22 protein-coding genes are annotated in these 23407 nt (G+C 73.7%); 7 read left to right on the forward strand and 15 right to left on the reverse strand.

Translation table 11 applies throughout. The features are described 5' to 3' along the window. Positions 1-86: 86 nt before the first annotated feature. Together ACF1DX_RS09925 and ACF1DX_RS09930 are read right to left on the reverse strand one after the other, a co-directional pair. The gene (locus ACF1DX_RS09925; protein WP_391790685.1) at positions 87-596 is read right to left on the reverse strand and encodes a hypothetical protein; all 510 of its coding nucleotides are present in this window, start codon (positions 594-596) and stop codon (positions 87-89) included. Continuing rightward, positions 593-2317, reverse strand: coding sequence for a PHP domain-containing protein (locus tag ACF1DX_RS09930; protein WP_391790686.1), 1725 nt, complete (start codon positions 2315-2317; stop codon positions 593-595). Before ACF1DX_RS09930 ends, ACF1DX_RS09925 begins: the two co-directional genes overlap by 4 nt. 170 nt (positions 2318-2487) lie before the next feature. Here ACF1DX_RS09930 and ACF1DX_RS09935 point away from each other — a divergent pair, with 170 nt between their 5' ends. Further along, positions 2488-3066 carry a TetR/AcrR family transcriptional regulator gene (locus ACF1DX_RS09935; RefSeq protein ID WP_391791179.1) on the forward strand — a complete coding sequence of 193 codons (579 nt, stop codon included), beginning with the start codon at positions 2488-2490 and terminating at the stop codon, positions 3064-3066. A gap of 21 nt (positions 3067-3087) precedes the next feature. On the opposite strand, the gene ACF1DX_RS09940 is transcribed toward ACF1DX_RS09935, so the two are convergent. The 8 genes from ACF1DX_RS09940 to ACF1DX_RS09975 all read right to left on the reverse strand — a co-directional run bounded on the left by ACF1DX_RS09940 (position 3088) and on the right by ACF1DX_RS09975 (position 9939). After that, positions 3088-3876 (reverse strand): isocitrate lyase/phosphoenolpyruvate mutase family protein, encoded by a 789-nt coding sequence (locus ACF1DX_RS09940; RefSeq protein WP_391790687.1) that lies wholly within the window; start codon positions 3874-3876, stop codon positions 3088-3090. Then, entirely contained in the window at positions 3873-4334 is a 462-nt protein-coding gene (locus tag ACF1DX_RS09945) for a hypothetical protein (protein ID WP_391790688.1), read from the reverse strand. Before ACF1DX_RS09945 ends, ACF1DX_RS09940 begins: the two co-directional genes overlap by 4 nt. A gap of 108 nt (positions 4335-4442) precedes the next feature. Then, positions 4443-5513 carry a rhamnogalacturonan acetylesterase gene (locus ACF1DX_RS09950; protein WP_391790689.1) on the reverse strand — a complete coding sequence of 357 codons (1071 nt, stop codon included), beginning with the start codon at positions 5511-5513 and terminating at the stop codon, positions 4443-4445. 1 nt (position 5514) lies between these two features. Continuing rightward, on the reverse strand, positions 5515-6597 hold the full coding sequence (locus tag ACF1DX_RS09955) for a family 43 glycosylhydrolase (RefSeq protein ID WP_391790690.1): 1083 nt from the start codon (positions 6595-6597) through the stop codon (positions 5515-5517). A gap of 184 nt (positions 6598-6781) precedes the next feature. Then, positions 6782-7615: a class II glutamine amidotransferase gene (locus tag ACF1DX_RS09960; RefSeq protein WP_391790691.1), complete on the reverse strand. Its 834-nt coding sequence runs from the start codon at positions 7613-7615 to the stop codon at positions 6782-6784. A 63-nt stretch (positions 7616-7678) separates the two neighbouring features. Continuing rightward, entirely contained in the window at positions 7679-8980 is a 1302-nt protein-coding gene (locus tag ACF1DX_RS09965; RefSeq protein WP_391790692.1) for a diacylglycerol/lipid kinase family protein, read from the reverse strand. Positions 8981-8990: 10 nt separating this feature from the next. Continuing rightward, positions 8991-9440 carry a hypothetical protein gene (locus ACF1DX_RS09970; protein ID WP_391790693.1) on the reverse strand — a complete coding sequence of 150 codons (450 nt, stop codon included), beginning with the start codon at positions 9438-9440 and terminating at the stop codon, positions 8991-8993. 28 nt (positions 9441-9468) lie between these two features. Continuing rightward, positions 9469-9939, reverse strand: a complete 471-nt coding sequence (locus tag ACF1DX_RS09975; protein ID WP_391790694.1) for an SHOCT domain-containing protein — start codon at positions 9937-9939, stop codon at positions 9469-9471. Between the two features lie 342 nt (positions 9940-10281). Between ACF1DX_RS09975 and ACF1DX_RS09980 the strand changes: the two genes are divergently transcribed. Next, complete coding sequence (locus ACF1DX_RS09980) at positions 10282-11685, forward strand: DUF2252 domain-containing protein (RefSeq protein WP_391790695.1); 1404 nt, start codon at positions 10282-10284, stop codon at positions 11683-11685. 16 nt (positions 11686-11701) lie between these two features. On the opposite strand, the gene ACF1DX_RS09985 is transcribed toward ACF1DX_RS09980, so the two are convergent. The 3 genes from ACF1DX_RS09985 to ACF1DX_RS09995 form a co-directional block, all read right to left on the reverse strand. Beyond that, positions 11702-11899 (reverse strand): hypothetical protein, encoded by a 198-nt coding sequence (locus ACF1DX_RS09985; RefSeq protein WP_391790696.1) that lies wholly within the window; start codon positions 11897-11899, stop codon positions 11702-11704. Between the two features lie 109 nt (positions 11900-12008). Then, complete coding sequence (locus ACF1DX_RS09990) at positions 12009-12533, reverse strand: hypothetical protein (RefSeq protein ID WP_391790697.1); 525 nt, start codon at positions 12531-12533, stop codon at positions 12009-12011. Positions 12534-12549: 16 nt separating this feature from the next. Next, the gene (locus ACF1DX_RS09995) at positions 12550-15210 is read right to left on the reverse strand and encodes a LuxR C-terminal-related transcriptional regulator (protein ID WP_391790698.1); all 2661 of its coding nucleotides are present in this window, start codon (positions 15208-15210) and stop codon (positions 12550-12552) included. A 266-nt stretch (positions 15211-15476) separates the two neighbouring features. Here ACF1DX_RS09995 and ACF1DX_RS10000 point away from each other — a divergent pair, with 266 nt between their 5' ends. From ACF1DX_RS10000 to ACF1DX_RS10020, 5 genes are all read left to right on the forward strand, one after another. Then, complete coding sequence (locus ACF1DX_RS10000; protein WP_391790699.1) at positions 15477-16364, forward strand: septum formation family protein; 888 nt, start codon at positions 15477-15479, stop codon at positions 16362-16364. 355 nt (positions 16365-16719) lie between these two features. Then, positions 16720-16854 carry a hypothetical protein gene (locus ACF1DX_RS10005; protein ID WP_391790700.1) on the forward strand — a complete coding sequence of 45 codons (135 nt, stop codon included), beginning with the start codon at positions 16720-16722 and terminating at the stop codon, positions 16852-16854. A 21-nt stretch (positions 16855-16875) separates the two neighbouring features. Beyond that, entirely contained in the window at positions 16876-17787 is a 912-nt protein-coding gene (gene mmuM / locus ACF1DX_RS10010; protein ID WP_391790701.1) for a homocysteine S-methyltransferase, read from the forward strand. A 527-nt stretch (positions 17788-18314) separates the two neighbouring features. Continuing rightward, positions 18315-19985, forward strand: coding sequence for a carboxylesterase/lipase family protein (locus tag ACF1DX_RS10015; RefSeq protein WP_391790702.1), 1671 nt, complete (start codon positions 18315-18317; stop codon positions 19983-19985). A 221-nt stretch (positions 19986-20206) separates the two neighbouring features. Further along, entirely contained in the window at positions 20207-21034 is an 828-nt protein-coding gene (locus tag ACF1DX_RS10020) for an MOSC domain-containing protein (RefSeq protein WP_391790703.1), read from the forward strand. A 195-nt stretch (positions 21035-21229) separates the two neighbouring features. Here the strand turns inward: ACF1DX_RS10020 and ACF1DX_RS10025 are convergent, their stop codons facing one another. Both ACF1DX_RS10025 and ACF1DX_RS10030 read right to left on the reverse strand, forming a co-directional pair. Beyond that, entirely contained in the window at positions 21230-21688 is a 459-nt protein-coding gene (locus ACF1DX_RS10025) for a CAP domain-containing protein (RefSeq protein ID WP_391790704.1), read from the reverse strand. Between the two features lie 166 nt (positions 21689-21854). After that, on the reverse strand, positions 21855-23402 hold the full coding sequence (locus ACF1DX_RS10030) for a carboxylesterase/lipase family protein (RefSeq protein WP_391790705.1): 1548 nt from the start codon (positions 23400-23402) through the stop codon (positions 21855-21857). Between the last annotated feature and the right edge of the window lie 5 nt (positions 23403-23407).

The raw sequence follows: 23407 nt of genomic DNA on the forward strand, positions 1-23407 counted from the left end.
CGGCGGGCAGGGGCGCGGAGGTGCGGTGCGCGCCCCTGCCCGCCGGGTCCCCCTTCGTCCTCTCGGAGCCGCGCGACCGACGGGACTCAGTGGTCCGCGCAGCAGGGCGTGGGGTCCGGGGCCTCGAACGGCACGAGGGTGCCGCCCAGGGCCGGGGTGGCGGCGAGGACGAGTTCGTCCCGCTGCCACTGCGGCCGTACGTGGCCGCGGGTCACCAGGCGGGTCCCCGGGTCCGGGGGGCCGGGTGTGCCCAGGACCGTCACGCGGTCGATCGCGGAGCCGGCGAGCAGCTCCGCGACGGTCGTCGTGCCGGTGAGCGCGCGGACGCCCGGGTAGAGCACCGCGCGTCCCACCTCGTCGGGCAGTCCCGGGGAGACGGTGCCGTACCCCGCGAGCCGCTCCCGGAGGGTGTCCGGGAGCGGCCGCGAGGGCAGGGACAGGGACACGGCGACGCGCGGGCGGTCGTCGCGTACGAGGTGGGTGCAGCCGAACGTGTCCTCGGGGAGGGCGAGTTCGGCTGCCATCCGGTGCAGCAGGTGGTCGGCGTCGAGCAGCTCCCCGATGCCCGCGTCCACGGTGAGGGCGTACGGCGTCACGACGGCAGGACCCACACCGGGTTGGAGTAGAACCACAGGTCGCGCCACGGGTCGGCGTCGCCGACGACGTCGAGGGCGGGGCCCGCCGGGTCGACCTGGGCGCCCATCGCGCCGACGGCGGTCCGGTTGCCGTCGGTGCCGCGCAGCCGGACGTACACCGGGTGGTCGACGCGGCCGAGGTCGAAGGTGACGCGGACGGTGCCGGTCGTCTTGTCGACGTCGTACGACCGGGCGACCTTCGCCGTGGGCGCGGTGAAGGTGTCCTTGTCGGCGACCGGGCCGGTCACGTCGCCCTGGATGACGTCGACGCGGGCGAGCCTGGGGGTGAACCCGGCCCAGTTGGGGCCGCCGGCGAGGGCGATGTCGGCGGTGAGGGTGACCCTGGTGCCCTTCTTCACGTGCAGGGCGCCGCCGAGGGTGGCCCAGCGGCTGCCGCCGGAGACGCGGACGTCGAGGCCGCTGATGAGCTGGCCGTGGTCGACCCAGATGCGGCCGGCGCGGATGCCGTCCATGACGGCGGCGTAGGAGAAGCCGTCGGCGCCGACGTGGGTGCGGCTGTACTGGCCGGGCCAGTAGTCGCCCTGGGTGGTGTCGATCTGGCCCGCGTAGACGGGGTCGGGGTACCGGCCGTCGGTGTTGAAGTCGCCGCCCGTGCCGCGTGCGGCGGTGTCGGCGTACACCTGGTGGGAGTCGGAGTTGGCGGTGATCCACCAGGGGCGGCCCTCGGCGAGGAGGCTGTCCCACAGGCCGCCGACGGTGGCGGTCATCCAGTCGAAGCCGCCCCACGTGCGGTAGCTCTCCAGCGGGTAGCCGGAGAAGGAGTTGGCACCGGGGTTGTTGTCGTAGATGCCGCGGGCGCGGCCCATGCCCAGCGGCTTGGGCAGGCCGGCGGCCTGGTGGCCGGGGGCGCCCTCGAAGCCGACGGCGATCTGGGGGTTCGTGCCGGTGGCGTCGCGCCAGGCGCGGATCTCGTGCGGGGAGTCGACACCGCGCCGCGCCGGGTGGTTGGCGAGCATCAGGGCGTCCTTGACCTTGCGCCGTCTCACCTGGTCGGCGAGGAAGTTCAGACCGGCGACGGCGAGCGCCTCGTTGGCGGGGGTGGAGTCGGAGGCGCCCTTGACGCTGCCGTCGTAGTCGGTCTCGAACTGCTTGAGGACGGACACCTCGTTGCGGCCCGGGTGGACGAAGACGGTGCCGTGCTCGGCGGCCGGGATGTTCCACTCCAGGCCCTGGAAGACGAGGGTGTCCTCGTAGGCGGCCCGGGCCTCCTTGATGTCCGGGTTGACCTTGTCGACGCCGATCTTGGCGTGGGTGGTGCTGCCGTGGTCGGTGATGACCAGCCAGTCCATGCCGTGCTTGGCGCCCTGGCGGACCTGGTCGACGACGCGGTACTTGCCGTCGCTGCTGTACTGGGTGTGGATGTGGTGGTCACCGGCCAGCCACAGGAAACCCTTGCCGTTGCCCTTGCCGCGACGGCTGTCGCCCGCCGCGTACGCGGGCGTGGCCGCACCGGCGCCGGCGGACAGCACGGTGCCGGCCGCGAGGCCCGCGCCGAGCAGCCCGGCCCGGCGCAGCAGCGTACGGCGGGACCTCTGCTCGGGGTTCAGCGCCTCGTCGGGCACCGAGGTGTCGAAGGCGGCGGGCAGCGGGGCCGTCGTCTCGTGCTGGTGGTCGTGTCCGTGATGGTGGTGATGGTGCCCGTGTGCGTGCCCGTGACCCATGAAGTGCCTCCTCGATACCGCGGCGCGACGACGCCGCGTGTGGAGGATCAAGGAGGCGCATGAACGATGAACAACTTGCGGATGAGCGCCGCATGCCCCGGACACGGCGGCTCGCTCACATCTGCTCGATAGGCTGGGCGCTTCCTGTCGGGTTTGCTTCGGAGGCCTCCATTCCCCGCGCCGGACTCACCGCCGACCGTCTCGTCGCGGCCGCCGCCGACCTCGCCGACGAGGCCGGCTACGAGAACGTCACCCTGTCCGCGCTGGCCCGGCGTTTCGGCGTGAAGGACGCGAGCCTCTACGCGCACGTGCGCGGACTGCGGGACCTGCGCACCCGGATGGCCCTGCTGGCCGGCGGCGAGATGACCGACCGGATCGCGGCGGCGGTCGCCGGACGGACCGGTAAGGAGGCGCTGGCCGCCTTCGCGAACGCCTACCGGGAGTACGCCCTGGCCCACCCGGGCCGTTACGCCGCCGCCCAGCTCCCCCCGCACCGGTTCCCGGTCACCGACTCCCCCGTCCTGCGCCGCACCGCCGAGATCACCTACGGCCTGCTCCGGGCGTACGGCCTGCGGGAACCCGACCTCACCGACGCCGTGCGCCTGCTGCGCAGCACCTTCCACGGCTACTGCGCCCTGGAGTCCGCCGGCGCCTTCGGCGACCCCCGGGACGTCCGGGCGTCCTGGGACAGGGTGGTCGACGCCTTGCACATCGCTCTGGTGAACTGGCCTCGGGATGCGACGGGTTGACCGTCGAGGCGCGTGCCGGGGTCACCCGGGGGAAGCCGTGCCGCCGCCCTCGCCGCGGTCCCGGCGGCCCAGTGACTGGATCTCCTCGTACGACGGGGCCGGGCCCTCCGGTTCCCGGCCCGCCCTGATGCCGGCCGCCGTCTCCACCGCCGCGCCCAGGGCCCGCCGGTACGGCAGCGAGCCGAGGCTGATGCGGCGGACGCCGAGGTCGGCGAGGTGGGGCACGGAGGGACCGGTGGGTGAGTAGAGGATGTTGAGGGGGACGCCGTCCAGGCCGCGCACCAGGGCGGCGATCTCCCGGGGGCCGGTGAGGCCGGGCACGAACACGCCGTGCGCGCCCGCTCGGACGTAGGCGTCGAGGCGGCGGGTGGTGTCCTCGCCGTCGCCGAGCCAGTACGTGTCGGTGCGGGCGTTCACGAAGAGGCCGGGGGCCGCCGCCCGGACGGCGGCGATCTTCGCCGCGTGCCGGTCGGCGGGCCCGAGTCCGTCCTCCAGGTTGATGCCGGCGGCGCCCAGGGCGTACAGCTCCCGGGCGAACTCGGCCACCTCGTCCGGGTCGTCGCCGAAGCCGCCCTCCGCGTCGACGGAGAGCAGGAACGGTCCCGGGCCGAGGGTGCGGGCGAGCCGCAGTGTCTCCTCGCGGGTGGCCGCGGCCCCGTCGGGCAGTCCGGCCGCCGCGGCGACGCCCAGGCTCGTGGTGCCGACGGCCCGGAAGCCGTGGGCGGCCAGGAGGTGGGCGGAGGCGTGGTCCCAGGCGTTGGGCAGGAACAGGGGTTCGTCCGCGTGGTGGAGGTCGGCGAAGGCGGTCACGACAGGTCTCCGACGGCGTCGGCGTAGTAGACGGATTCGGTGAGATGGCGGGCGAGTTCGCGGAAGCTCCAGCCCTCGCCGGGCGAGTCGTCGAGCTGTTCGTCGGTGAGCGCGTCGAGGCGGTTGGCCCAGATCCTCGCCAGCCGGGTGAGGCGGCTGCGGGCCTCGTCGAGGTCCTGCGGGGTGAAGGGGGCGAGGTCGGCCTCTGTGGTGATCAGGGAGGCGTGCCAGTGGTCGGGCTGGGGCTCCTCACCGGCGAGGCGGGCCTCCATCTCCGCGAGGTGGTCGACGAGGTGGTCGGCGACGCGGCGGATCGCCTTGTGCGGGGTGTGGAGGCGGCCGTCGGTGTGCGCGGGTTCGCCGTCCCAGTGGGTCCAGCCGGCGGCCAGGGCGAGGACGTGGTCGACCATGCCGGTGACGGCCGCGGAGGGGGTGGAGGTCTGCGTGTTCTCGTTCATGCGGCCACGCTAGGAGCGGAACGCTTCGGTGCCGGCCGAACTGTCCGGGCGTGCGCGGGCGGTGGGCCTGGGGCGCCCCGGTTCCGGTCGGAACGCCCCAGGGACCTCTCATCCCACCCTGGCCTTGCCCCTGGGCACCAGACGCAGGTTCAGCAGTTCTTCACGGACCAGGTCCGCGTACACGGTGGCGCCGTGCACGGAGGTGTGCGTGTTGTCCCGTTTCTCGTTGTAGAGGTACAGCGCCTTGGAGCCCTCCACGCCGAGGGACTCCACCAGCGCCTTGGTCCGCGCCGTGAGGTCGATCAGCGGGACGTCCCGGTCGGCGGCGACGGAGCGGATGACGGCCGGGTGGTCGACGCCGAGCCCGTTGACCAGCAGGGCCGTGCCGTTGTTCAGGGTGCCGTCGGTGTTGAACCAGCGCCGCACGATCGGGGTCACGAGGACCGGCTCGCCGCCCCGCTCCCGCACGCCCGCCACCAGGGATTCGAGGCCTGCCCGGTAGGTCGCCTCGTCGGTGGTCTTGTCGTTGTGGGCGAGCTGGATCAGGACGAGGTCGCCGCGCCGGATCAGTGGCCGGACGGTGTCCCACAGAAGCGGGTTCCCGAGATAGCTGACCGTACTCTCCCCGGAGTCCGCGTAGTTGGCCACGGACAGTCCCTTGCGCAGGTACCGGGGCAGCCGCTGGCCCCAGCCGGAGTACGGGTCGCCGGGCTGGTCGCAGACCGTGGAGTCGCCGACCAGGAGGATCTGCCGGGCGTGCCGGGCCGGGGTGACCCGGATGCCGGCGAGTGCGGGCGCGGTTCCGCCGACGGTGAGGTCGAGTCCGGGTGTGCCCTCGGCGCCGAGGGGCTCGCCCTCGGGTGTGCGGACGTTCACCGTGAAGCTCCGCACGACGCGTTCCCCGGCCGCCGCGGCGGTCTCCGGGAGCAGGGCGCGCCGGGTCTCGCCGCCGATGGCGGTGCGGGACGCCAGGTCGCCTCCGAGGGTGACCCGTACGTCGTAGGTGCCGGGCGGCAGGTCGAAGTGGCAGGCGGTGGCCGTGCAGTTCTCGATGCCGGGGGCGGGCGGACCCTCCTGGTGCCGCCGGATCTGTGCCTGGGCCGGTACGGCCGGCAGGCCGATGCCCAGTGCCACGGCCGCCGCCACGGCGGCCCGGGCGAGCGTGCGGCCCCGTCTCATGTCACGCCCTCCCGGTGTCGGCCACGGGGACGCCGAAGTCGGGGGTGCCGTCCGGCTTCCAGCCGAGCTTCTGGATCCGGGTGTGCCGGTTGGGGTCGTCCAGCGGGTCGCCGGTGATCTCCTTGTACGGGCGGGCGTGGTAGACGAGGACGTCGGTACGGCCGTCCTCGGCGACGGTGAAGCAGTTGTGGCCGGGACCGTACTGCCCGGTCGTGTCGTTGCTGGTGAAGACGGGGACGGGTGACTTGGCCCAGCTCGCGGGGTCCATGAGGTCGCTGTCCTCGTCGGCGGTCAGCAGGCCCACGCAGTAGTGGTGGTCGGTGGCGCTGGCCGAGTAGGTCATGAACAGCCGGCCGTTGCGGTGCAGGACGTACGGCCCCTCGTTGACGGCGAAGCCGACGCGCTCCCAGTCGTACTCGGGCGTGGTCAGCCGCACTTGGGGGCCGGTCAGGGTCCAGGGGTTCGCCATCTCGGAGAGCCAGACGGCGGTGTTGTTGTCCATGCCGGGTTCGTGCTGGGCCCAGGCGAGGTAGCGGGTGCCGCGGTGGGTGAAGGTGGTGGCGTCCAGGGAGAAGGTCTCCCACGCGGTCTTGATCTGCCCCTTCTCGGTCCAGGTGCCCTTGAAGGGGTCGGGGTGGGCGTTCTCCAGCACCCAGATGCGGATGGCCCATACGTCCTCGGCGGGCGCGGCGGCGAAGTAGACGTACCACTTGCCGGCGACGCGGTGCAGCTCCGGCGCCCAGATGTGGGCGCCCATGTCGCCGGTGGGGTGCGCCCGCCAGATCACGGACTCGGCGGCACGGCCCAGCCCGCCCAGGGTGCGGGAGCGGCGCAGGACGATCCGGTCGTACTCGGGGGCGGTGGCGGTGAAGTAGTAGGAGCCGTCGGTGTGCCGGGTGATGTGCGGGTCGGCGCGGTGGGGGACGAGCGGGTTCACGTACGGGACTGCCTTCGGGCGTGCGGCGGCGTCGGCCACGGCGGGTGTCGCGGCGGCCAGGGCGCCCGCGGCGAGGGCACCCTTCAGCAGGAGTCTGCGGGCGGGGGGCGGGGACGGGTCGTGCAGGTCGTCGGTGGCGCGGCTCATGCGGTCCGCCTCTCGTGGGGAAGATGACATGCACTCAATTTTTCGATATACCGAACGTCATCTGACATGACGAACGTCGAAAAGGTAAGGGTGTGTCACGGAGAGGTCAACGGGTCCGACGGGACGGACCGGTCAGGCCGCTCGGGGCGGGGGGCGGCTCGCCGCGCCCGCTCCGTCGGGAGCCTCAGGCCGCCACGGGCGTGAAGGTGCCCATCCGGTCTCCCTCCGGCTGGACGACGCCGTACGTCCCCTCCGGGACCGCGTTCCAGGCGCCGGGCAGGTCGCCCAGGGGTTCGGAGACGATGAGGCGGGCGTCGTCGGAGATCTCGTGGAGGAAGGCCACGTCCGGGTGGAGGGAGCGCAGGGTGTCCACGCGGGTGCTGTAGAAGAGCGAGCGCGACTCCTTCTGGCTGGAGTAGCGGAACGCCCACAGGCGCACGCCGTCGGTCACCGAGACCGTCATCTGCAGCGGGAACTCCACGCCGTGCTCGTGGCCGACACGTTCCACCAGGCCGGCCATCCGCGCGACGGCGCCGGGCGGGTCCTCCTCCAGGCCGAGGGTCAGCGACAGGTAGAACATCATCTCCGAGTCCGTGGAGCCCTCGACGTACGGGAACAGCTCCGGGTCGACGGCCAGCGCGAGGTCACGCCTGACCAGGTGGAAATCGGCGATCGCCCCGTTGTGCATCCACATCCAGCGGCCGTGCCGGAACGGGTGGCAGTTGGTCTGCTGCACCGCCGTGCCGGTCGAGGCCCGGATGTGGGCGAAGAAGAGCGGCGAGACGACGTGCTCGGCGATCTCCCGCAGGTTGCGGTCGCTCCACGCCGGGCCGATGTCCCGGACGACGGCGGGGCTGTCCTTGTGCGACGCGTACCAGCCCACGCCGAACCCGTCGCCGTTGGTCGTCTCGACGCCCATCTTGGAGTGCAGACTCTGGTCGATCAGCGAGTGGACCGGCCTGTAGAGGATGCTCTCGAGCAGGATGGGAGTGCCCGAATAGGCGAGCCAACGGCACATGTCCACCGCCTTTCCGGTCGCGACCTCGACCGTCGTGTCACGGCCGCGACCTCGACCGTCGTCCTACGGACCGTCCTCCCGCCGCCCCAGCGCGAGCCTCGTCACCCGCGGCCAGTCGGGTGCCCCGCTCCCCCGCCGTGTACGCACCGCACCGCGCGGAACGCGCACGCGCAGCGCTCCGGGAGCGGTCCGGCACACCACGGGGGCCGGCAGCAGCACGTGCTCCCCGTCGACACCGGCCGGGACGGTCGGGGTGTCCGCCTCCACGACGACCTCCCCGGCGGTGAGCCGCAGCAGACCGGCCGCGCGGGGACCGCGCGCCAGCCCCGCGGCCCGCACCGCGCTCTCCACCCGTACGCCCAGGACCCCCAGCCGTCCGGAGTCCAGCCGCTCCCTGCGCCCCGGCCGGGACGCGTCGACCGCCCGCGGATACGGGTTGTTGCTGACCAGCAGGGCCTGCAGCCCGTCCGCCCGCGTCCCGCCGGCCCTCATCCGCAGCCGGGGTGCCGACGGGCCGGACAGCAGCCCGGGCATCATCCGGAGCGTGGTCCGCCGCTTCTCCTCCCGGTAGGCGGGATCGCCCACGACCGCCGCGTATGTGCCGAAGGAGGCGTTGTTGACGAAGACCCGGCCGGCGGCGAAACCGAGGTCGACCCGGAGTTCGACGCCGTCCGTCAGGGCGTCGAGGGCCTTCGCCGGGTCGTCCCGGTCGAGACGGAGGTCGAGCGCGAAGTGGTTGCGGGTGCCGGCCGGGATCACCAGGAACGGCAGGTCGTGGCGGGCGGCCACCTCCGCCACCAGGGCCTGGGTGCCGTCCCCGCCGGCCACCGCCAGCAGATCGGCCCCCTCGCGTACGGCGTCCTCGGCGAGCGCGGCCACGTCCTGGTGCCCGGCGCCGAGGAGCACCACCCGGACACCCGCCGCACGCGCCCGGTCCGCCAGCCTGAAGCGGTCCACCTTGCCGCCGCCGGAACGCGGGTTCATCAGCGCCCAGGGACGGCGCGGCGGCGCGGCGGGCACCGGCTCGGCGGTCTCGGGCGCCACCGCGTTCCGCGCCGCGCCCGTGGCCAGCGCCCACAGCGCCAGGGACACCGCGGCCGGTCCCAGCATCCCGCCCGCGGCGTACAGGGCGAGGACCGTCAGCGGTGCCGTCACGCACAGCACCGCCCCCACGATCCGCACCGCCCCGGAATGGGCGAGCGTCCACCACAGTCCCACGGCCGCCAGGGCCAGTCCGGCGAGGCCGAGGAGCGCCCAGAGCACGCCGCGCAGGCCGGCGGCCACGAGTGGGACCAGGACGCCGGCCGCGAGGGCGAGGAGCGTCAGTCGCGCCCACCCGGCGCCCCGGCGGCCGGCGGTCCGCACGGAGGCCGGCTCAGCGTTCCGCGCCGGTGTGCGCACGCGACACGCACAGCGCCCAGATGATGAACCCGGAGAAGGCGATCATCACGACGGACCAGACCGGGTAGTACGGCAGGGACAGGAAGTTGGCGATGATGAGGAGACCGGCGATCACCACGCCGGCGACGCGGGCCCACATGGCCCCCCGGACCAGGCCGAGGCTGACGAGCACCCCGATGGCGCCGAGCACCAGGTGGGTCCAGCCCCACGCGCTGAGGTCGAACTGGAAGACGTAGTCCCGCGTCGTGACGAAGACGTCGTCCTCGGCGATGCCCATGATGCCCCGGAGGATGTCGAGCACCGACACGATCATGAGCGAGACGGCGGCGAAGACCGTCAGGCCTTCGGCCCACTGCCGCTTGGCCGACGGCGCGTGCGCGCCGGTGGCGCCGCGTGCGCCGTGCGTCGGGTGTGTCGCTGTCATTCCGATGCCTCGATTCGGTGTCGTGCGGTCAGCGCCCGGCGGACGAGGCGAACCGGCCCGCGTGTTCCACCGGGCCGTGGCCGCTCAGGACCAGTTCCTTCGCCCTGCGGAACTCGTCGTCCGAGATGTCGCCGCGGGCCTTGATCTCGGACAGCCGGGCGAGTTCGTCGACGCTGCTGGTGCGGCCGTCGGCGCCCCTGGCGGTCTCGCGGACGTAGCTGTCGAAGGCCTCCTGTTGTGCGCGCGCCTGTGTGATCTCACGGCGCCCCATGTTCTTGCCGCGGGCGATCACGTAGACGAAGACGCCCAGGAAGGGCAGGACGACCGTGAACACCAGCCAGCCGGCCTTGGCCCAGCCGCTCAGGTCGTCGTCGCGGAAGATGTCCGTGACGACCCGGAAGAGCAGGACGAACCACATGATCCACAGGAAGACGATCAGTAGGGTCCAGAAGGCGCTCAGCAGCGGATAGTCGTACGCGAGGTACGTCGCACCACTCATCTCGGTCCTCCGTTCCGGGCCGCCCGCGCCCGCCATGCCGTTGTGTGCCGCCTTCAGCGTGTCCGCGACGAGGGACCGCCCGCCTCACCCGGGACGGGTGAAACACCGCCCCGGACGGGCCTCCCAGCCGGTCCCCGCGGGACGGCGGGGGGCCTCGCGATGCCCGGCCCGCGCGGCGCGCCCGGACCGCGGCGCGAGCGCGGGACCGGCCTTCCGTCCGGTCGCCGTCGCCGGGTCACCCGCGGCGGGTGATCCGGTCGGGAGGCGGGCGCGGTCGGATGGGCGGCGAGCAGTCGTCGCGCGGCGAGCAGTCGTCGTTCGCGCTGCAGGCGGGAGACAGTGATGGTCGTAGCGAGTCCGTTCAGCGCCTCCCTCTCCCCGGCCGAACGGGCCGCGTACGGGAAGGAGGCGCGCGGCCGTGCGCCGCGCGCCTCCCACGGCCGGTTCGAGGCGGCCCGGGACCGGCCCGACCCCGTCGGCGTGATCGAGCGGCAGTCGGCGACCCGGCTGCCCGAGCTGGTGCCGGTCCGCCACGGCCGCATGCTCGAGTCCCCCTTCCGGTTCTACCGGGGAGCGGCGGCGATCATGGCGGCGGACCTCGGGCCGGCACCGGACACCGGCCTGACCGTGCAGTTGTGCGGCGACGCCCACCTGCTCAACTTCCGCCTGCTGGCCTCCCCGGAACGCCGTCTCGTCTTCGACATCAACGACTTCGACGAGACGCACACCGGTCCCTTCGAGTGGGACGTCAAGCGGCTGGCGGTGAGCCTCGCCGTCGCCGGCCGGGCGAACGGCTTCCCGGCCGAGGCGCAGGACGAAACCGTGCGGGCCTGTGTGAAGGCCTACCGCCGGCGCATGCGGGAGTTCGCCGGCATGCGCGCTCTCGACGTCTGGTACGCGCAGGACGACGCCGACCGGCTGCGGGAGCTGATGACGTCGTCGACGGACCGCGAGGCCCGGCGACGCGCCGCCCGGGCGGCGGCACGCGCCCGGACCCGTACGCACCTCCAGGCCTTCGAGAAGCTCACGCGGGTCGAGGACAAAGGACGGCGCATCGCCCCGGACCCGCCGCTGGTCACGCCGCTGCGCGACCTGCTGGACGACCCGTCCGCCGAGGAGGAGGCCCTGCGCGAGGTCCTGGACGGCTACGCGCGCTCGCTGTCGTCGGAGCGCCGGCATCTGCTGGGGCGCTACCACCTGGCCGACGTGGCCCGGAAGGTGGTGGGCGTCGGCAGTGTCGGCACCCGCTGCTGGATCGTGCTCCTGCTCGGCCGGGACGACGACGATCCCCTGCTGCTGCAGGCCAAGGAGGCGCAGGAGTCGGTGCTCGCGCCGTACGTGGACGGCGAACGGTACGACAACCAGGGCCGCCGGGTCGTGGCGGGGCAGCGGCTGATCCAGACGACCAGCGACATCCTGCTCGGCTGGACGCACACCGTGGGCCTCGACGGACGCCCCCGGGACTTCTACGTGCGGCAGTTGCGCGACTGGAAGGGCATCGCCCGCCCGGAGACCATGGACCCGGGGCTGCTGCGGCTGTTCGCGCGGCTGTGCGGGGCGAGCCTGGCGCGGGCCCACGCCCGTTCCGGCGACCCGGTCGCCATCGCCGCCTACCTGGGGCGCGGCGACCGCTTCGACCGGGCACTCGCCGGGTTCGCGCAGGACTACGCCGACCGGAACCAGCGGGACTTCGAGGCGCTGGGCGAGGCCGTGCGGTCGGGCCGGGTGCGCGCCTGGAGCGCGTGACCGGGCGGTCGGGGCGCTACTGCGGCACCTGGCGCATCTCCAGGACGCGCAGGCCCAGCGACTGGCAGCGGGCCAGCAGCCCGTACAGGTGTGCTTCGTCGACGACGTGCCCGAACAGCAGGGTCTGGCCGGACATCGTCACGTGGTCGAGTTCCGGAAAAACCTTGATCAGCGGTTCCGAGAGATGTCCGTCGACACGGATCTCGTAGCGCATGAGCCGCTCCCCGGGTGGCCTGGGACGGGCGGGCCGTGCCCGTACCCTGCGATCGTCCCCCGCCGGGCAGCGGCCCGGCTCACCCCGTACAGGTGAGAGGCCGCCCGGCTCAGTGCTTCAACCAGAGCTTGCACGAGACGATCACCAGGCCGAGCACGAGGTTCACCGCCGCCGACAGGGCCATCAGACGCCGGCCGGCACCGGCCCTGCGGGCCGCCGCCACCGACCAGCCCACCTGCCCCGCCACGGCGACGGACAGCGCGAACCACTGGGTGCCCTGCACACCGAGGCCGAGCACGGGGCTGACGGCCACGGCGACCGCCGGCGGCACGGCGGCCTTGACGATCGTCCACTCCTCACGGCACGCCCGCAGGACGACGTGCCGGTCCGGGCTGCGCTGCGCCAGCCGCGCCCCGAACAGCTGCGCGTGCACGTGCGCGAGCCAGAACACCACGCCGGTGAGCAGCAGGAGCAGCACCAGCTCCAGCCGCGGGAACGAGCCGAGCGTGCCGGCCCCGACGATCACCGAGGCCGCGAGCATGGATCCGTAGACGCCGCCCGTGTAGTCGGCGTGCGCCCGGCGTTCGGCGGTGTGCGCGGCACGGCCCAGCGCGCGGTGCCCGGTGCCGGCCATCACGGGCTTCCCCTCGTCACAGCAGGTCCAGTTCGCGGGCGCGGCGTACCGCCTCGTTGCGGCGGTTGACGGACAGCTTCCGGTAGACGCTCTTGAGGTGGGTCTTGACCGTGTTCACGGACACGTACAGGTCGGCGGCGATCTCCTCGGTGGACATGGTCAGGGCCAGGCGGCGCAGCACGTCGTGCTCGCGTCCGCTCAGCTCCTCCACGACCGGTGGCGGCGGCCCGTACGGGCGCGGGGGCGGCCCGGTGCCGGGTGTGCGCCGACCGGCCGGCGGCGGGGCCGCGCCCAGGTAGCGCCGGATCCACGGCCCGGCCTCGGTGAAGGGCCGCCTCAGCCGCTCCCGGCGCGCCTCCGCCAGCGCCCGCACCACGAGCCCGCGCGCGGTCACGCCGTCCCCCGCCTCGTCCGCGGCCTGTGCCCGCACCAGCACGGCCCGGACGGTCACGGCAGGACCGGCCCGCCCCTCCGGACGCGCCCGGTCGAGCAGTCGTACGGCCTCGGCGGCCCTGCCGGTGGCGAGCCGGACCCGGGCGGCCCCCACCGCGCAGGCCGGCTGCTCGTCGGGCACCTCCCGCAGCAGTCCGGCGGCCGTCTCCGTACGTCCCTCGGCGAGGTGGGCGTCGGCCGCGACGAGCGCCGTCTGCCCGCGCGCCCACGGCGAGACGGCGGCGGCGGACACCTCCGGTTCCACCGCCTCCAGCGCGGCCCCCGGATCGCCGCGCGCCAGATGCAGGCGCGCGGCCGTCAGGGCGCGGCCGGCCTCCCGTACGGGGTCCCGCATCGCGGGGTGCGCCTCGGCCGACGTGTCGAGCAGGGCCTGGGCCTGCCCCAGCTCGTCGCGGTCCACGGCGACGGCGGCCAGGACGAGCCGTTCGACGCCGGAGCCGGACGGCCGGGGCAGCCCGAACCTCTCCGTCTCGGCGAGGGCCTCGCGGGCCTTGCGTTCGGCCCTGCCGAGCCAGCCGTCCAGATAGTCGATCAGGGCGAGCCTCCCGAGCGAGTCCTCGCGCGGGAGGGCCGTGGCCGCTCCCGGGGCGGAGTCCGCCACGGTGGACAGGGCGGCCCGCGCCTCCTCGAAGCGCCCGGCCCACAGCCGTGCGGAGCCGAGGTGGTCCAGCAGCAGCGCGGTGAGTTCGGGATGCCGGTCCAGCAGTTCGGCGGGGACCGCCTCCCGCAGCCTCCCGGCCGCCCGCGCCGCGTCCTCCGCCCTCTCCGGCGCACCGGCCAGCCGGGCGGCCAGTGCTTCCAGCAGGGCGCAGCTCAGCCGGGCCGCCGCCCCGTCCGCCGGGTCGTCGTGCTCTGCCAGCTCGTGCCGTGCGCGGTGCAGATGGGTCAGCCCGCCGTCGATCTCGCACCGGGCCAGCCGGCCGGCCGCCCGCACCAGTTCCGGGGCCGCTCCCCTGCCCTCCCGCCCCATGCGGGAGAACAGCCCGGCCACCGCGTCGGAGCGCGGCCCGGTGAAGAACTGGCCGATGGCGAGGTCGTCGACCAGGGCGTTCGCGGTGAACTTCCAGTCCCCGGCGGCGGCCCCGTGCCCGAGCGCCTCCGGAAGGTGTCCGGACCGCCGCAGCCACCCGGCGGCCCGCCGGTGCAGCTCGGGTTCCAGTCCGGGCAGGCGCGTCCGCAGATGGGCGCGGAGGATCTCGGCGAACAGAGGGTGGAGTCGGTACAGACCGTGCCCGAGGTGCTCGACGAAGGCGTTGTCCCGGCTCAGCCGGGCCAGGACGGCCTCGGCGTCGTCACGCCCCGTGACCGCGTTCACCAGGCCGGGACAGAACCGGTCGAGCACGCTCACCCGCAGCAGCAGGTTCCGGGTCTCGGCGTTCTGCCGCTTGAGCACCTCCGCCAGCAGGAAGTCGGCGATCGTGCTGCGGTCCGCCTCGAACTCCTTGAGGTACACCTCCGGGTCCGGGCTCTCCCCCGCCGCCAGCGCGCACAGCCGCAGCCCGGCGGCCCACCCTCGGGTGCGCTCCACCAGGGCGCACACCGCGGCCGGGGCCAGTCGCAGCCCGTGCAGCTCCATCAGCTCGGCGGCCTCGTCCGGGGTGAAGGCCAGCTCGGCGCCCCTGATCTCCGTCAGCTCGCCCGAGGCCCGGTAGCGGTGCAGGGGCAGCAGCGGCTCGGTACGGGTGACGAGGACCAGCCGCAGCCCCGGCCCGGCGTGCCGCAGCACGAACTCCAGTTGCTCGGCGATCTCCGGGGAGGTGGCCCGGTCGAACTCGTCGAGCACCAGCACCACGGGCCGCTCCCGGACGCTCAGCTCGGCGGCGAGCCGGGCCCCCAGGGCGGGGCTCACGCGGTTCGCGTCCGCCGGGAAACCGACACCGGCGGGCAGCGGCACACCGGCGGCGTGGAGTGCTCGCAGCAGGTACGCCCAGAACATCCCGGGCCCGTCCCCGGCCGCCTCGGTGGTGAACCAGGCGACCGGCGGCCCGTCGCCCAGACGCTCCACCCAGTCCGCGACGAGCAGGGTCTTCCCGGCCCCTGCGGCGCCGTTGACCATGGTCAGCGGAGTCCGCATCCCCTGGTCGAGACGCCTGGTCAGCCGCTCCCGCCGCAGGTACGTCACCGGCCGCGCCGGCACGGCGAACCTGGTCCGCAGGAAGGGATCCCCGCGCGGGTCGGCGAGGGGTTCCGCGGCGGACGAACCGTCCTCTTCCAGCCCGGTCATGGCGCTCACCGCCTCTGCTCGGCCGTGGCTCCCTCTCAGCATTCCAGCACTGCGGCCGGAGGGCGCGCCGTGAGGTGCCGCCTCGTCGGGGGCGTGGGCCCGCCCAGGTCCCTCCACGCGCTCACCGGCACCCGGGTACAACCTTCGCGGTCCGTCACGAGTCGGAGACGTCACAACGGGGTGAGGGCCTCCGTGCGACCGGGCCACAGAAATGGCATACGATGCGCGCGACTCTCATAAAGATCACATAAGAGGATGCACATATCATGGCAATCCGTGCCGCCCATCGTTCCCTTCGCGGCATATCCGCCGTCGTCGCCCTGCTCGCGATCGGCGCGGTGGGATGCTCGGAGGTCTCCGACGCCGTCGACGGCGCCAAGGACGGCGCGAAGAAGGTGGCCCGCCAGCGCTCGGTGTTCTCGCTGGACACCGGTGACTGCTACAACCCGAACGGCAAGGCCGAGGGGGAGGCGTACTCCGTCGAGATCGTGCCCTGCGACGAGGCGCACGAGGGCCAGGTCGTCGGCGAGTTCACGATCGACGAGGGCACGGAGTACCCCGGCGACGACAAGATCTCGACGATCGCGGACAACCGCTGCCCGGTCGAGGCGCAGAAGTACTCCCCGGACACCTGGGCGCTCCCCAAGGGTGCGGCCCTCTTCTACTACACCCCGACCAAGGAGAGCTGGGTGACCGGCGACCGCGCGGTGAGCTGCACCTACACCGCGGAGGGGGGCAAGCTCAACGGCTCGCTGGACACCGCGAAGTCCCTCAAGCCCGAGCAGACCACGTACCTCACGGGTTCGAACGCGCTCTACGAGGCCCTGTGGGCGAACCAGCCCGAGAAGGACACCGTCGAGGACGACCTGGCCGGCTACAAGGCGCAGGCCAAGGCCGTCGCGGCCGCCCTCGACGCGCACGTCGAGGGCCTGGGCGGCATCGAGGGCACCGAGGTCGGCAAGCTCCGCGCGACGCTGACGAAGGCGGCCGGCAACTGGAAGAAGGCCGCGAACGCCGCCGACGCCGACGCGTTCTACATCGCCTACGACCCGGCGTTCACCGGCATCGACCCGAACAAGTCGGTCGCCGCCCGCAAGGAACTGGGCCTGGCCACCACCGTCCCGGCCGACGAGGCCGAGGTCTGGGCGGGCTGACGTCCCGTCGGACCGGAGGGGGCCGGGTCCGTCGAGGACCCGGCCCCGTCCGCGGAGGTCCGATCGCCCCCGGTGTCAGTGCCCTGCGGCATGATGACCGCCGTGAACACCGAAACCCTGACAGCCGTCTGGCGGCGGCTTCTTGCCGACCCTCACAAGTCGTGGGTGCTGTTCGAGCACGGCACCTGTGTCGTGCTGACCGCTCCGGACGGAGAGCTCGCCGAACAGGCCACCGAGATCCTGCGGACGTCCGGCCCGGCGCACGCCGGGTCATCGGCGGGAGACTTCGGAGTGGTCGACCCCGAGGACCCCGAGGGATGGGTCGTCACCGGGCACCACGACGACGTCCTCACCTATGTCGGCCGACGAGCCCCAGGACCGGTCGGAGATCGCCGTCGGACTGCTCGGACGTGCCAAGCGCCACCGGGACGGCACCGAACTCCACGTCGTCCACGTCGAGGACGGGCGGGGCTCGGCGGATCCGGCGTGAGCGTCCTCTAGCGTCGTCGGCATGAGCACCCCTCCCGCCCTCGCCGAGGCACTCGCGGACGGCACGGTCGTACTCGACGGCGGCATGTCCAACCAGCTCGCGGCGGCCGGGCACGACCTGAGCGACGAGCTGTGGTCGGCCCGGCTGCTCGCCGAGGACCCCGAGGCGGTGACGGCGGCCCACCTCGCGTATTTCGAGGCGGGCGCGGATGTCGCCATCACGGCGAGCTACCAGGCCACGTTCGAGGGCTTCGCGCGGCGCGGGACCGGCCGGGAGGAGGCGGCCGGACTGCTGGCCCTGAGCGTGGAGTGCGCCCATACGGCGGCCCGGCGGGCCCGGGCGTCCCGCCCGCTGTGGGTGGCGGCCTCGGTCGGCCCGTACGGCGCGATGCTCGCGGACGGCTCGGAGTACCGGGGCCGGTACGGGCTGAGCGTGGCGGAGCTGGAGCGCTTCCACCGCCCGCGCATGGAGGTCCTGGCGGGGGCCGCCCCGGACGTGCTCGCCCTGGAGACGGTCCCCGACACGGACGAGGCCCAGGCCCTGCTGCGCGCGCTGCGCGGTCTCGGCGTACCGGCCTGGCTGTCCTACTCGGCGTCCGGCGACCGCACCCGCGCCGGCCAGCCGCTGGAGGAGGCCTTCGCACTGGCGGCGCGGGCGGACGAGGTGATCGCGGTCGGCGTGAACTGCTGCACCCCGGAGGACGCGGACCGCGCGGTGACCCTCGCGGCGCAGGTCACCGGCAAACCGGTCGTGGTCTACCCGAACAGCGGCGAGACGTGGGACGCCGGGGCGCGGGCGTGGACCGGGCGGCCGACGTTCAGTGCCGGGCAGGTGAAGGGCTGGCGTGACTCGGGGGCCCGGCTGATCGGAGGGTGCTGCCGGGTGGGACCGGAGACGATCGCATCGGTGGCGTCGGCGCTGCGGACCCCGTAGCGAACTCGCACCCCACGCCCTTCCCGGGGTCCCGCTCCCCCACGCCCCACGTGTCCGCAGGCCCGGCCACGAGCAACAGCCCGCGCCCGCTCTCGTGCACCTCGACACGCACACCGCCGTCATACGGCGGGAGGCGCAGAGCGACGGCGGCAACTGCCTCGAAGCCGCCGCCCACCCCACCACCATCCACATCCGCGACTCCGAACCCCGGACGTCCCCCACCTCACCGTCCCCCGGAGACATGAACCGCCTTCCCGTCCATACCGCCGGAGGCCCCAGGCAGGGCGTCGGTATGAGTGTGTGGAGCGTTCCTCCATCGGCATGGCCACGGGCAAGGGCCGGAAGCTGGAGAAACGCTCCGATCACCGCCGGCGGATGCCGCGCGTCCCCCGTCGGATCGCTCACCCCGCCTCTCGACGGACAGCGGCTTCGCGGCCGGGCCCGTCAAGGCCCGGGGCCGCGTCCGATCAGGTCATCCTCGGTGCGTGCGTGCGGCGGGTCCTCCTCCCGCGAGGAAGGCTTCCGCCGTGACGAACCGCAGAATCCCCCGCCGGAAGGCCGTCACGGTGACGGTTTCCGTCCTGGTGTTCACCGTGCTGGTGGGCGCCCCGCTCGCCTGTACCGTGCGCTCCGGTCCGGCGGACGAAGTCCGGCGGGCCGCTCCGGCCGGTGCCGCCGCCGGCGAGACGGTCCGCACGGACGCGGGTCCGGTGCGCGGCACCCGGTCGGGCGCGCACCGGATCTTCCAGGGCATCCCGTACGCCGGGGCTCCCGAGGGAAGGCACCGGTGGGCCCCGCCCCGCCCGGTGCGGCCGTGGAAGGGTGTGCGGGACGCGACCCGGCCGGGGCCGTTGTGCCCGCAGGTGCCCTCGCAGTACGCGCCGATCTCCAGCACGGAGGAGAACTGCCTGGTCCTGAACGTCACGACGCCACCGGACCAGCGGCGGGCCGCTCCCGTGTTCGTGTGGATCCACGGGGACGGCGCCGTGGGCGGCGGCTCTTTCTTCGACGGGCGCCGCCTGGCCGAGCGGGGGCTGGTGGTCGTCACGGTCAACTACCGCCTCGGCGTCTTCGGTGGCCTCGCCCTGCCCGGTCTGGAAGGAGCCGGCACCTTCGGCCTCCAGGACCAGCAGGCGGCGCTGACCTGGGTGCGGAACAACGCGCGCGCCTTCGGCGGTGACCCCGGCAACGTCACCGTGGCCGGCGTGTCGTTCGGCGCGTCCGCCATCGCCGGGCACCTGACGTCCCCCGCGTCCCGGGGTCTGTTCCACCGAGCCGTCATGGCGAGCGGCGAGGCCATGATGGACATGCCGGCCGGCGCGATGGGGCCGGGCGTGCCGGGGTACCCGTGGTACGTCTGGCGGACGGGCCGGGAGATGGAGGACATCACCACCGAGATGACCTCGTCCCTCGGCTGCCGTGACGACCGTCCGGAACGCACCCTCGCCTGCCTGCGCGCCCTGCCCGTGAAGAGGATCCTCGAGGTGCCGCACATCATGAACGCCTTCCAGGCGTTCGGATACGGCAACGCCACCCTGCCCGAGCTGCCGCCCACGGCCCTGCGCACCGGACGTTTCCACCGTGTGCCCGTCCTGTCTGGCGCGACCCGCGACGAGCACCGCACGTTCGTCGGGATGATGTACGACGCGGTGGGCAAGCCGTTCACCGAGGCCGACTACGACCGCGCCCTGCGCACCGCGTTCGGCGAGTCACGGGCGAAGCGTGTGCGGGCCGAGTACCCCACGACCGCTCACCCGTCGCCCGGGCTGGCGTGGGCCGCGGTGATCACCGATCGCATGTGGGCACGCGGCACACAGGCTCAGAACGACGCGCTGGCATGTCATGTGCCTTTGTACGCGTACGAGTTCGCCGACCGGGACGCGCCGATGTTCCTGCCGCTGTCGGGCGGGTTCGACTTCGGTGCCTTCCACGTGGCCGACATCCCCTACCTGTTCGAGGACGAAGCGGCCGATCCGTTGTTCACCCCGGCGCAGCGTCGCCTGTCGGCCACGATGACCGGATACTGGGCCGCGTTCGCCCGCACCGGCGCACCCCGCGGTACCGGGCTGCCCGCCTGGCTCCCCCACCGCCCGGGCCCCGTCGGCCGGCCGTACACACAGTCACTGGCACCGCAGCGCATCGGGCCCGTCGACTACCGCCACGAACACCGTCTCGACTTCTGGAACCGCCTGTCCTGACACGGCCGGTCCGCTGTACCGGCGAAGGCGCGCAGGCCGGAGTGTTCCGGCGGGTCACTCGGAGGACCACGGCTCCTGGTGGTCACGGCGTGGTGATCCATGACCGGTATGTTCGGCACATGACCACCGGTCCGGTGCGGGAGGACCCGGCACGCCGCAGGACTCACCGGACCGGGCACCGGGGCAGTCGCCGACCGGCGGAACAGGACGGAAACGCCACCATGGCCAGCGTTGTCGAGCTGACGTACTACCCCATCAAGGGCTGCGCCGGGACATCGGCGCGCGAGGCGCCGCTCACCCCCGCCGGGCTCGCGCACGACCGCGGTTTCATGGTCGTCGGTGAGGAGGGAGTGGGGCGGACACAGCGCAGGGATCCCGGGCTGGCCCTGATCCAACCGACGGTGAGTACCGACGGCAGCCGACTCACCCTCCACGCACCGGAGTTCGAAACGCTGGAGCTTCGCGTGGACACGACCGCCGCCCGGCGCAAGGTGGATCTGTTCGGGACGGTCCACCAGGGCATCGACCAAGGTGACACGGCCGCCGAATGGTTCACGGAGGTGCTCGGCGTGCCGAGCCGGCTCGTGCGCGTACCGCCGGAGCACGACCGGGTGACCGACGGCAGGACCCCCGGCACCTCCGCCTACGCCGACAGTTGCGCCCTGCACGTCCTCTCACGCGCCACGCTCGACCTCCTCAACCGCAGGCTGGCCGAACGCGGTGTCCCGCCGCTGCCGATGAACCGCTTCCGCCCCAACATCGTGGTCGACGGCTGGGACGAACCGCACACCGAGGACCGCGCCCACCGCATCCGCATCGGTGACACCGAACTGGGTTACGCGAAGCTCGCCGTCCGCTGCGCGGTCACCATGGTCGAACAGGAGACGGGAGCGAAGGCGGGCCCGGAACCGCTCCGCACCCTCGCCGACTACCGCCGCGCCACCGAGGGCGGTGTCGCCTACGGGACCAAGTACGCGGTGCTCCGCACCGGCACCCTGTCCGTCGGCGACACCGTGGACGTCATCTCGTGGGGCGACAGCGAACTGTAGGACGGTTCAGCCGTACACCACCGGCCACGGGCGCGGGATGTCGTCGGACAGGTGGGCGGCGGACCCGCGCCGGGGGCGGCGGCATGCGGCCCGCACGCCGGTGGGCGAGGCAGGTCCGGAGCCGGTCCCGTACGGCCCGTGGTCCGGCCCGGGGGGGAACCCGGTTTCCCACCGCGGCGCTGTGCGGCGGTTCCTCTATTTCGTGCCCATGTCCAGTGTCCAGTAGTGGCCCCAGGGTCCGCCCTCGTGGTGGCCCAGGCCGGCCTCCTGGGTGTCGGAGCGGAGGATGGCGTTGCGGTGTCCCCAGCCGAAGCGTTCGTCGTCCTGCATCCAGAAGCGCAGCGCCTCCTCCGCCGTGGGGAAGCCGACGGCCACGTTCTCCGCCCGCCAGGTGCGGTAGCCGGCCCGGTCCATGGGTTCCCCGGCCTCCCAGACCAGTTTTCCGCTGGGGCCGCGGTGCATGTTGTCGCCGCTGACCGCCCAGTCCCTCGACTGGTCCTTCAGGAAGAGGTTGTGGGCGTTCGCCGCGTCCGTCAGCTGCGGCGACCGGTCGAAACCCCTCGCGCACGCGGTCATGGTCGCGCCCGCGGAGTTCCCGTGCGGCGGGTACTTCTCCGGGTGCTGTCGCGCGTCGTTGATCAAGTCGAGACTCACCTTGGGCTCCTCACTCGCAGGCCTGCCCCGGTGCGACCGGACCGGCCGACCAGGATGAGTCGGCCCTTTCCTCTTCCTCGATTGTCCCGGACGGGCGGCACCCCGGCATCCCGTGGCCCACAGGCTCGACTTGGCCGTCACCGGGGCCCCGGGGCGCACACCCGCGTCAGTCGCGGCGGAGTGCGCCGACGCGGCGCAGGCGGCGTATGACCGAGCGGAGTTCGGGGGGCGTGACGGGCGCGGGGTCCTCGGGGGCGGCCGTGGTCCACAGGGCGAGTTCGCGGTCCCGGGGGCCGTGTTCGACGTGCGGGTCGCCGTCGCCGTACACCTGCACCGGATGGCGCGTGTCCCAGCGCTCCCAGCCCGGTGAGCCGTCGGTGACGAAGCGTACCCACGCTCCGTGCATCGCGTCGGCGAGGTCCTGCGGGGCGCCCTCGCCCGCGAGTTTGCGGGCGTCGGGCTCGTCGCCGCTGTCGAAGACGAAGCCGAGTTCCAGGGCGTGGCAGGCGCCCATGCCGGGGCGGCGGGAGGGCCAGGCGAACTCGTAGACGTAGGAAGGGTCCCGACGGCCGTCGGCGAGGCGGTGCAGGGGGACGCGGAGCAGGTGGTCGGTGACCAGCTGGCCGACGAGTTCGGCGGTGCCGGCGTCCGGGCGCAGGGCGCGGTAGCCGCGTGGGACCTCGCTGCCGCAGCGGCAGCGGGCCATCGCGCCGGCGAGGGCGACCGCGCCGAGGCGGTCGACGCGTTCCGTCAGGCCGCCGGGGACCAGCCAGAGCCGGTACTCGTCGCAGGTCCAGCCGGTCAGCAGGCCGACACCGGGGGCCGCGCCGTCGGTGAGCGCCTCCAGGGGGTCGCGCGGGACCAGGTCGCCGTCGGTGACGATGCCGAAGGCGGGACCGCCGAGTATCGGGCTGCTGAGGCGGCCTATGTCGGCCTGGACGCGCAGCAGTCGGCCGCGGTCGGCGGCGGCGAAGGCTTCGGCGGTGGCGGGGATCCTCAGGCGGTTCGCCATGCGGCGGACCATGCGGCGCACCTTGTCGCGGTCCGTGGTCTCGGGCGGGCCGCTCTGCAGGACGGCCCGGCGGAGCAGCCCCCGGGCCTGCGGGGCGGCGAGGAGCGCGCCCGTGCTGATCGCTCCGGCGGACTGACCGCCGAGGGTGACGCGGTCCGGGTCGCCGCCGAAGGCCCCGATCGACGCGTGGACCCAGTGCAGCGCGGCGAGCTGGTCGCGCAGGCCGGGGTTGGCGGGGGCGTCCGGGAAGAGGCCGTAGCCCTCGACGCCGAGGCGGTAGTTGACCGACACGAACACCACGCCGTCGCGGGCGAAGGTGCGGCCGTCGTAGACGGGGACCGCCGAGGAGCCCCGGGTCAGGGCGCCGCCGTGGAGCCATACGAAAACGGGGAGGCGGGCGCCGGGGGCGGGGTCGGGGGTCCAGACGTTGAGGTTGAGGCAGTCGTCGCCGGGGACGGCCGGGTCGGACAGGTACCGCGCGAAGGCCTCCGAGTACGGGGGTTTCGGGGCCGTCGGTCCGAAGACGGCGGCCTCGCGCACGCCGTCCCAGGGCTCGGGCGGGGTGGGCGGGCGGAAGCGGCGGGGGCCGAAGGGGGGTGCCGCGTAGGGGATGCCCCGGAAGACGGCCACGCCCTGCTCCCAGCGGCCGCGGACGGCTCCGTACGGGGTTCTGGTCACGGGGTTCGCCCGGTCCGCCGTCATGTGCC

The sequence above is a fragment of the Streptomyces sp. NPDC014676 genome, from assembly GCF_043084105.1.
Taxonomy (GTDB): domain Bacteria; phylum Actinomycetota; class Actinomycetes; order Streptomycetales; family Streptomycetaceae; genus Streptomyces.

Excerpts from the sequence above, each read along its gene's own strand:
- ACF1DX_RS09990 (WP_391790697.1), bottom strand. The coding sequence starts at position 12,533 with ATGGCCGGCACCGGGCACCGCGCGCTGGGCCGTGCCGCGCACACCGCC.
- ACF1DX_RS09950 (WP_391790689.1), bottom strand. The coding sequence starts at position 5,513 with ATGAGACGGGGCCGCACGCTCGCCCGGGCCGCCGTGGCGGCGGCCGTG.
- ACF1DX_RS10030 (WP_391790705.1), bottom strand. The coding sequence starts at position 23,402 with ATGACGGCGGACCGGGCGAACCCCGTGACCAGAACCCCGTACGGAGCC.
- ACF1DX_RS09945 (WP_391790688.1), bottom strand. The coding sequence starts at position 4,334 with ATGAACGAGAACACGCAGACCTCCACCCCCTCCGCGGCCGTCACCGGC.
- ACF1DX_RS09960 (WP_391790691.1), bottom strand. The coding sequence starts at position 7,615 with ATGTGCCGTTGGCTCGCCTATTCGGGCACTCCCATCCTGCTCGAGAGC.
- mmuM (WP_391790701.1), top strand. The coding sequence starts at position 16,876 with ATGAGCACCCCTCCCGCCCTCGCCGAGGCACTCGCGGACGGCACGGTC.
- ACF1DX_RS09970 (WP_391790693.1), bottom strand. The coding sequence starts at position 9,440 with ATGACAGCGACACACCCGACGCACGGCGCACGCGGCGCCACCGGCGCG.
- ACF1DX_RS09995 (WP_391790698.1), bottom strand. The coding sequence starts at position 15,210 with ATGACCGGGCTGGAAGAGGACGGTTCGTCCGCCGCGGAACCCCTCGCC.
- ACF1DX_RS09980 (WP_391790695.1), top strand. The coding sequence starts at position 10,282 with ATGGTCGTAGCGAGTCCGTTCAGCGCCTCCCTCTCCCCGGCCGAACGG.
- ACF1DX_RS09955 (WP_391790690.1), bottom strand. The coding sequence starts at position 6,597 with ATGAGCCGCGCCACCGACGACCTGCACGACCCGTCCCCGCCCCCCGCC.
- ACF1DX_RS10005 (WP_391790700.1), top strand. The coding sequence starts at position 16,720 with ATGTCGGCCGACGAGCCCCAGGACCGGTCGGAGATCGCCGTCGGACTG.
- ACF1DX_RS09985 (WP_391790696.1), bottom strand. The coding sequence starts at position 11,899 with ATGCGCTACGAGATCCGTGTCGACGGACATCTCTCGGAACCGCTGATC.
- ACF1DX_RS10020 (WP_391790703.1), top strand. The coding sequence starts at position 20,207 with ATGGCCAGCGTTGTCGAGCTGACGTACTACCCCATCAAGGGCTGCGCC.
- ACF1DX_RS10000 (WP_391790699.1), top strand. The coding sequence starts at position 15,477 with ATGGCAATCCGTGCCGCCCATCGTTCCCTTCGCGGCATATCCGCCGTC.
- ACF1DX_RS09975 (WP_391790694.1), bottom strand. The coding sequence starts at position 9,939 with ATGAGTGGTGCGACGTACCTCGCGTACGACTATCCGCTGCTGAGCGCC.
- ACF1DX_RS09930 (WP_391790686.1), bottom strand. The coding sequence starts at position 2,317 with ATGGGTCACGGGCACGCACACGGGCACCATCACCACCATCACGGACAC.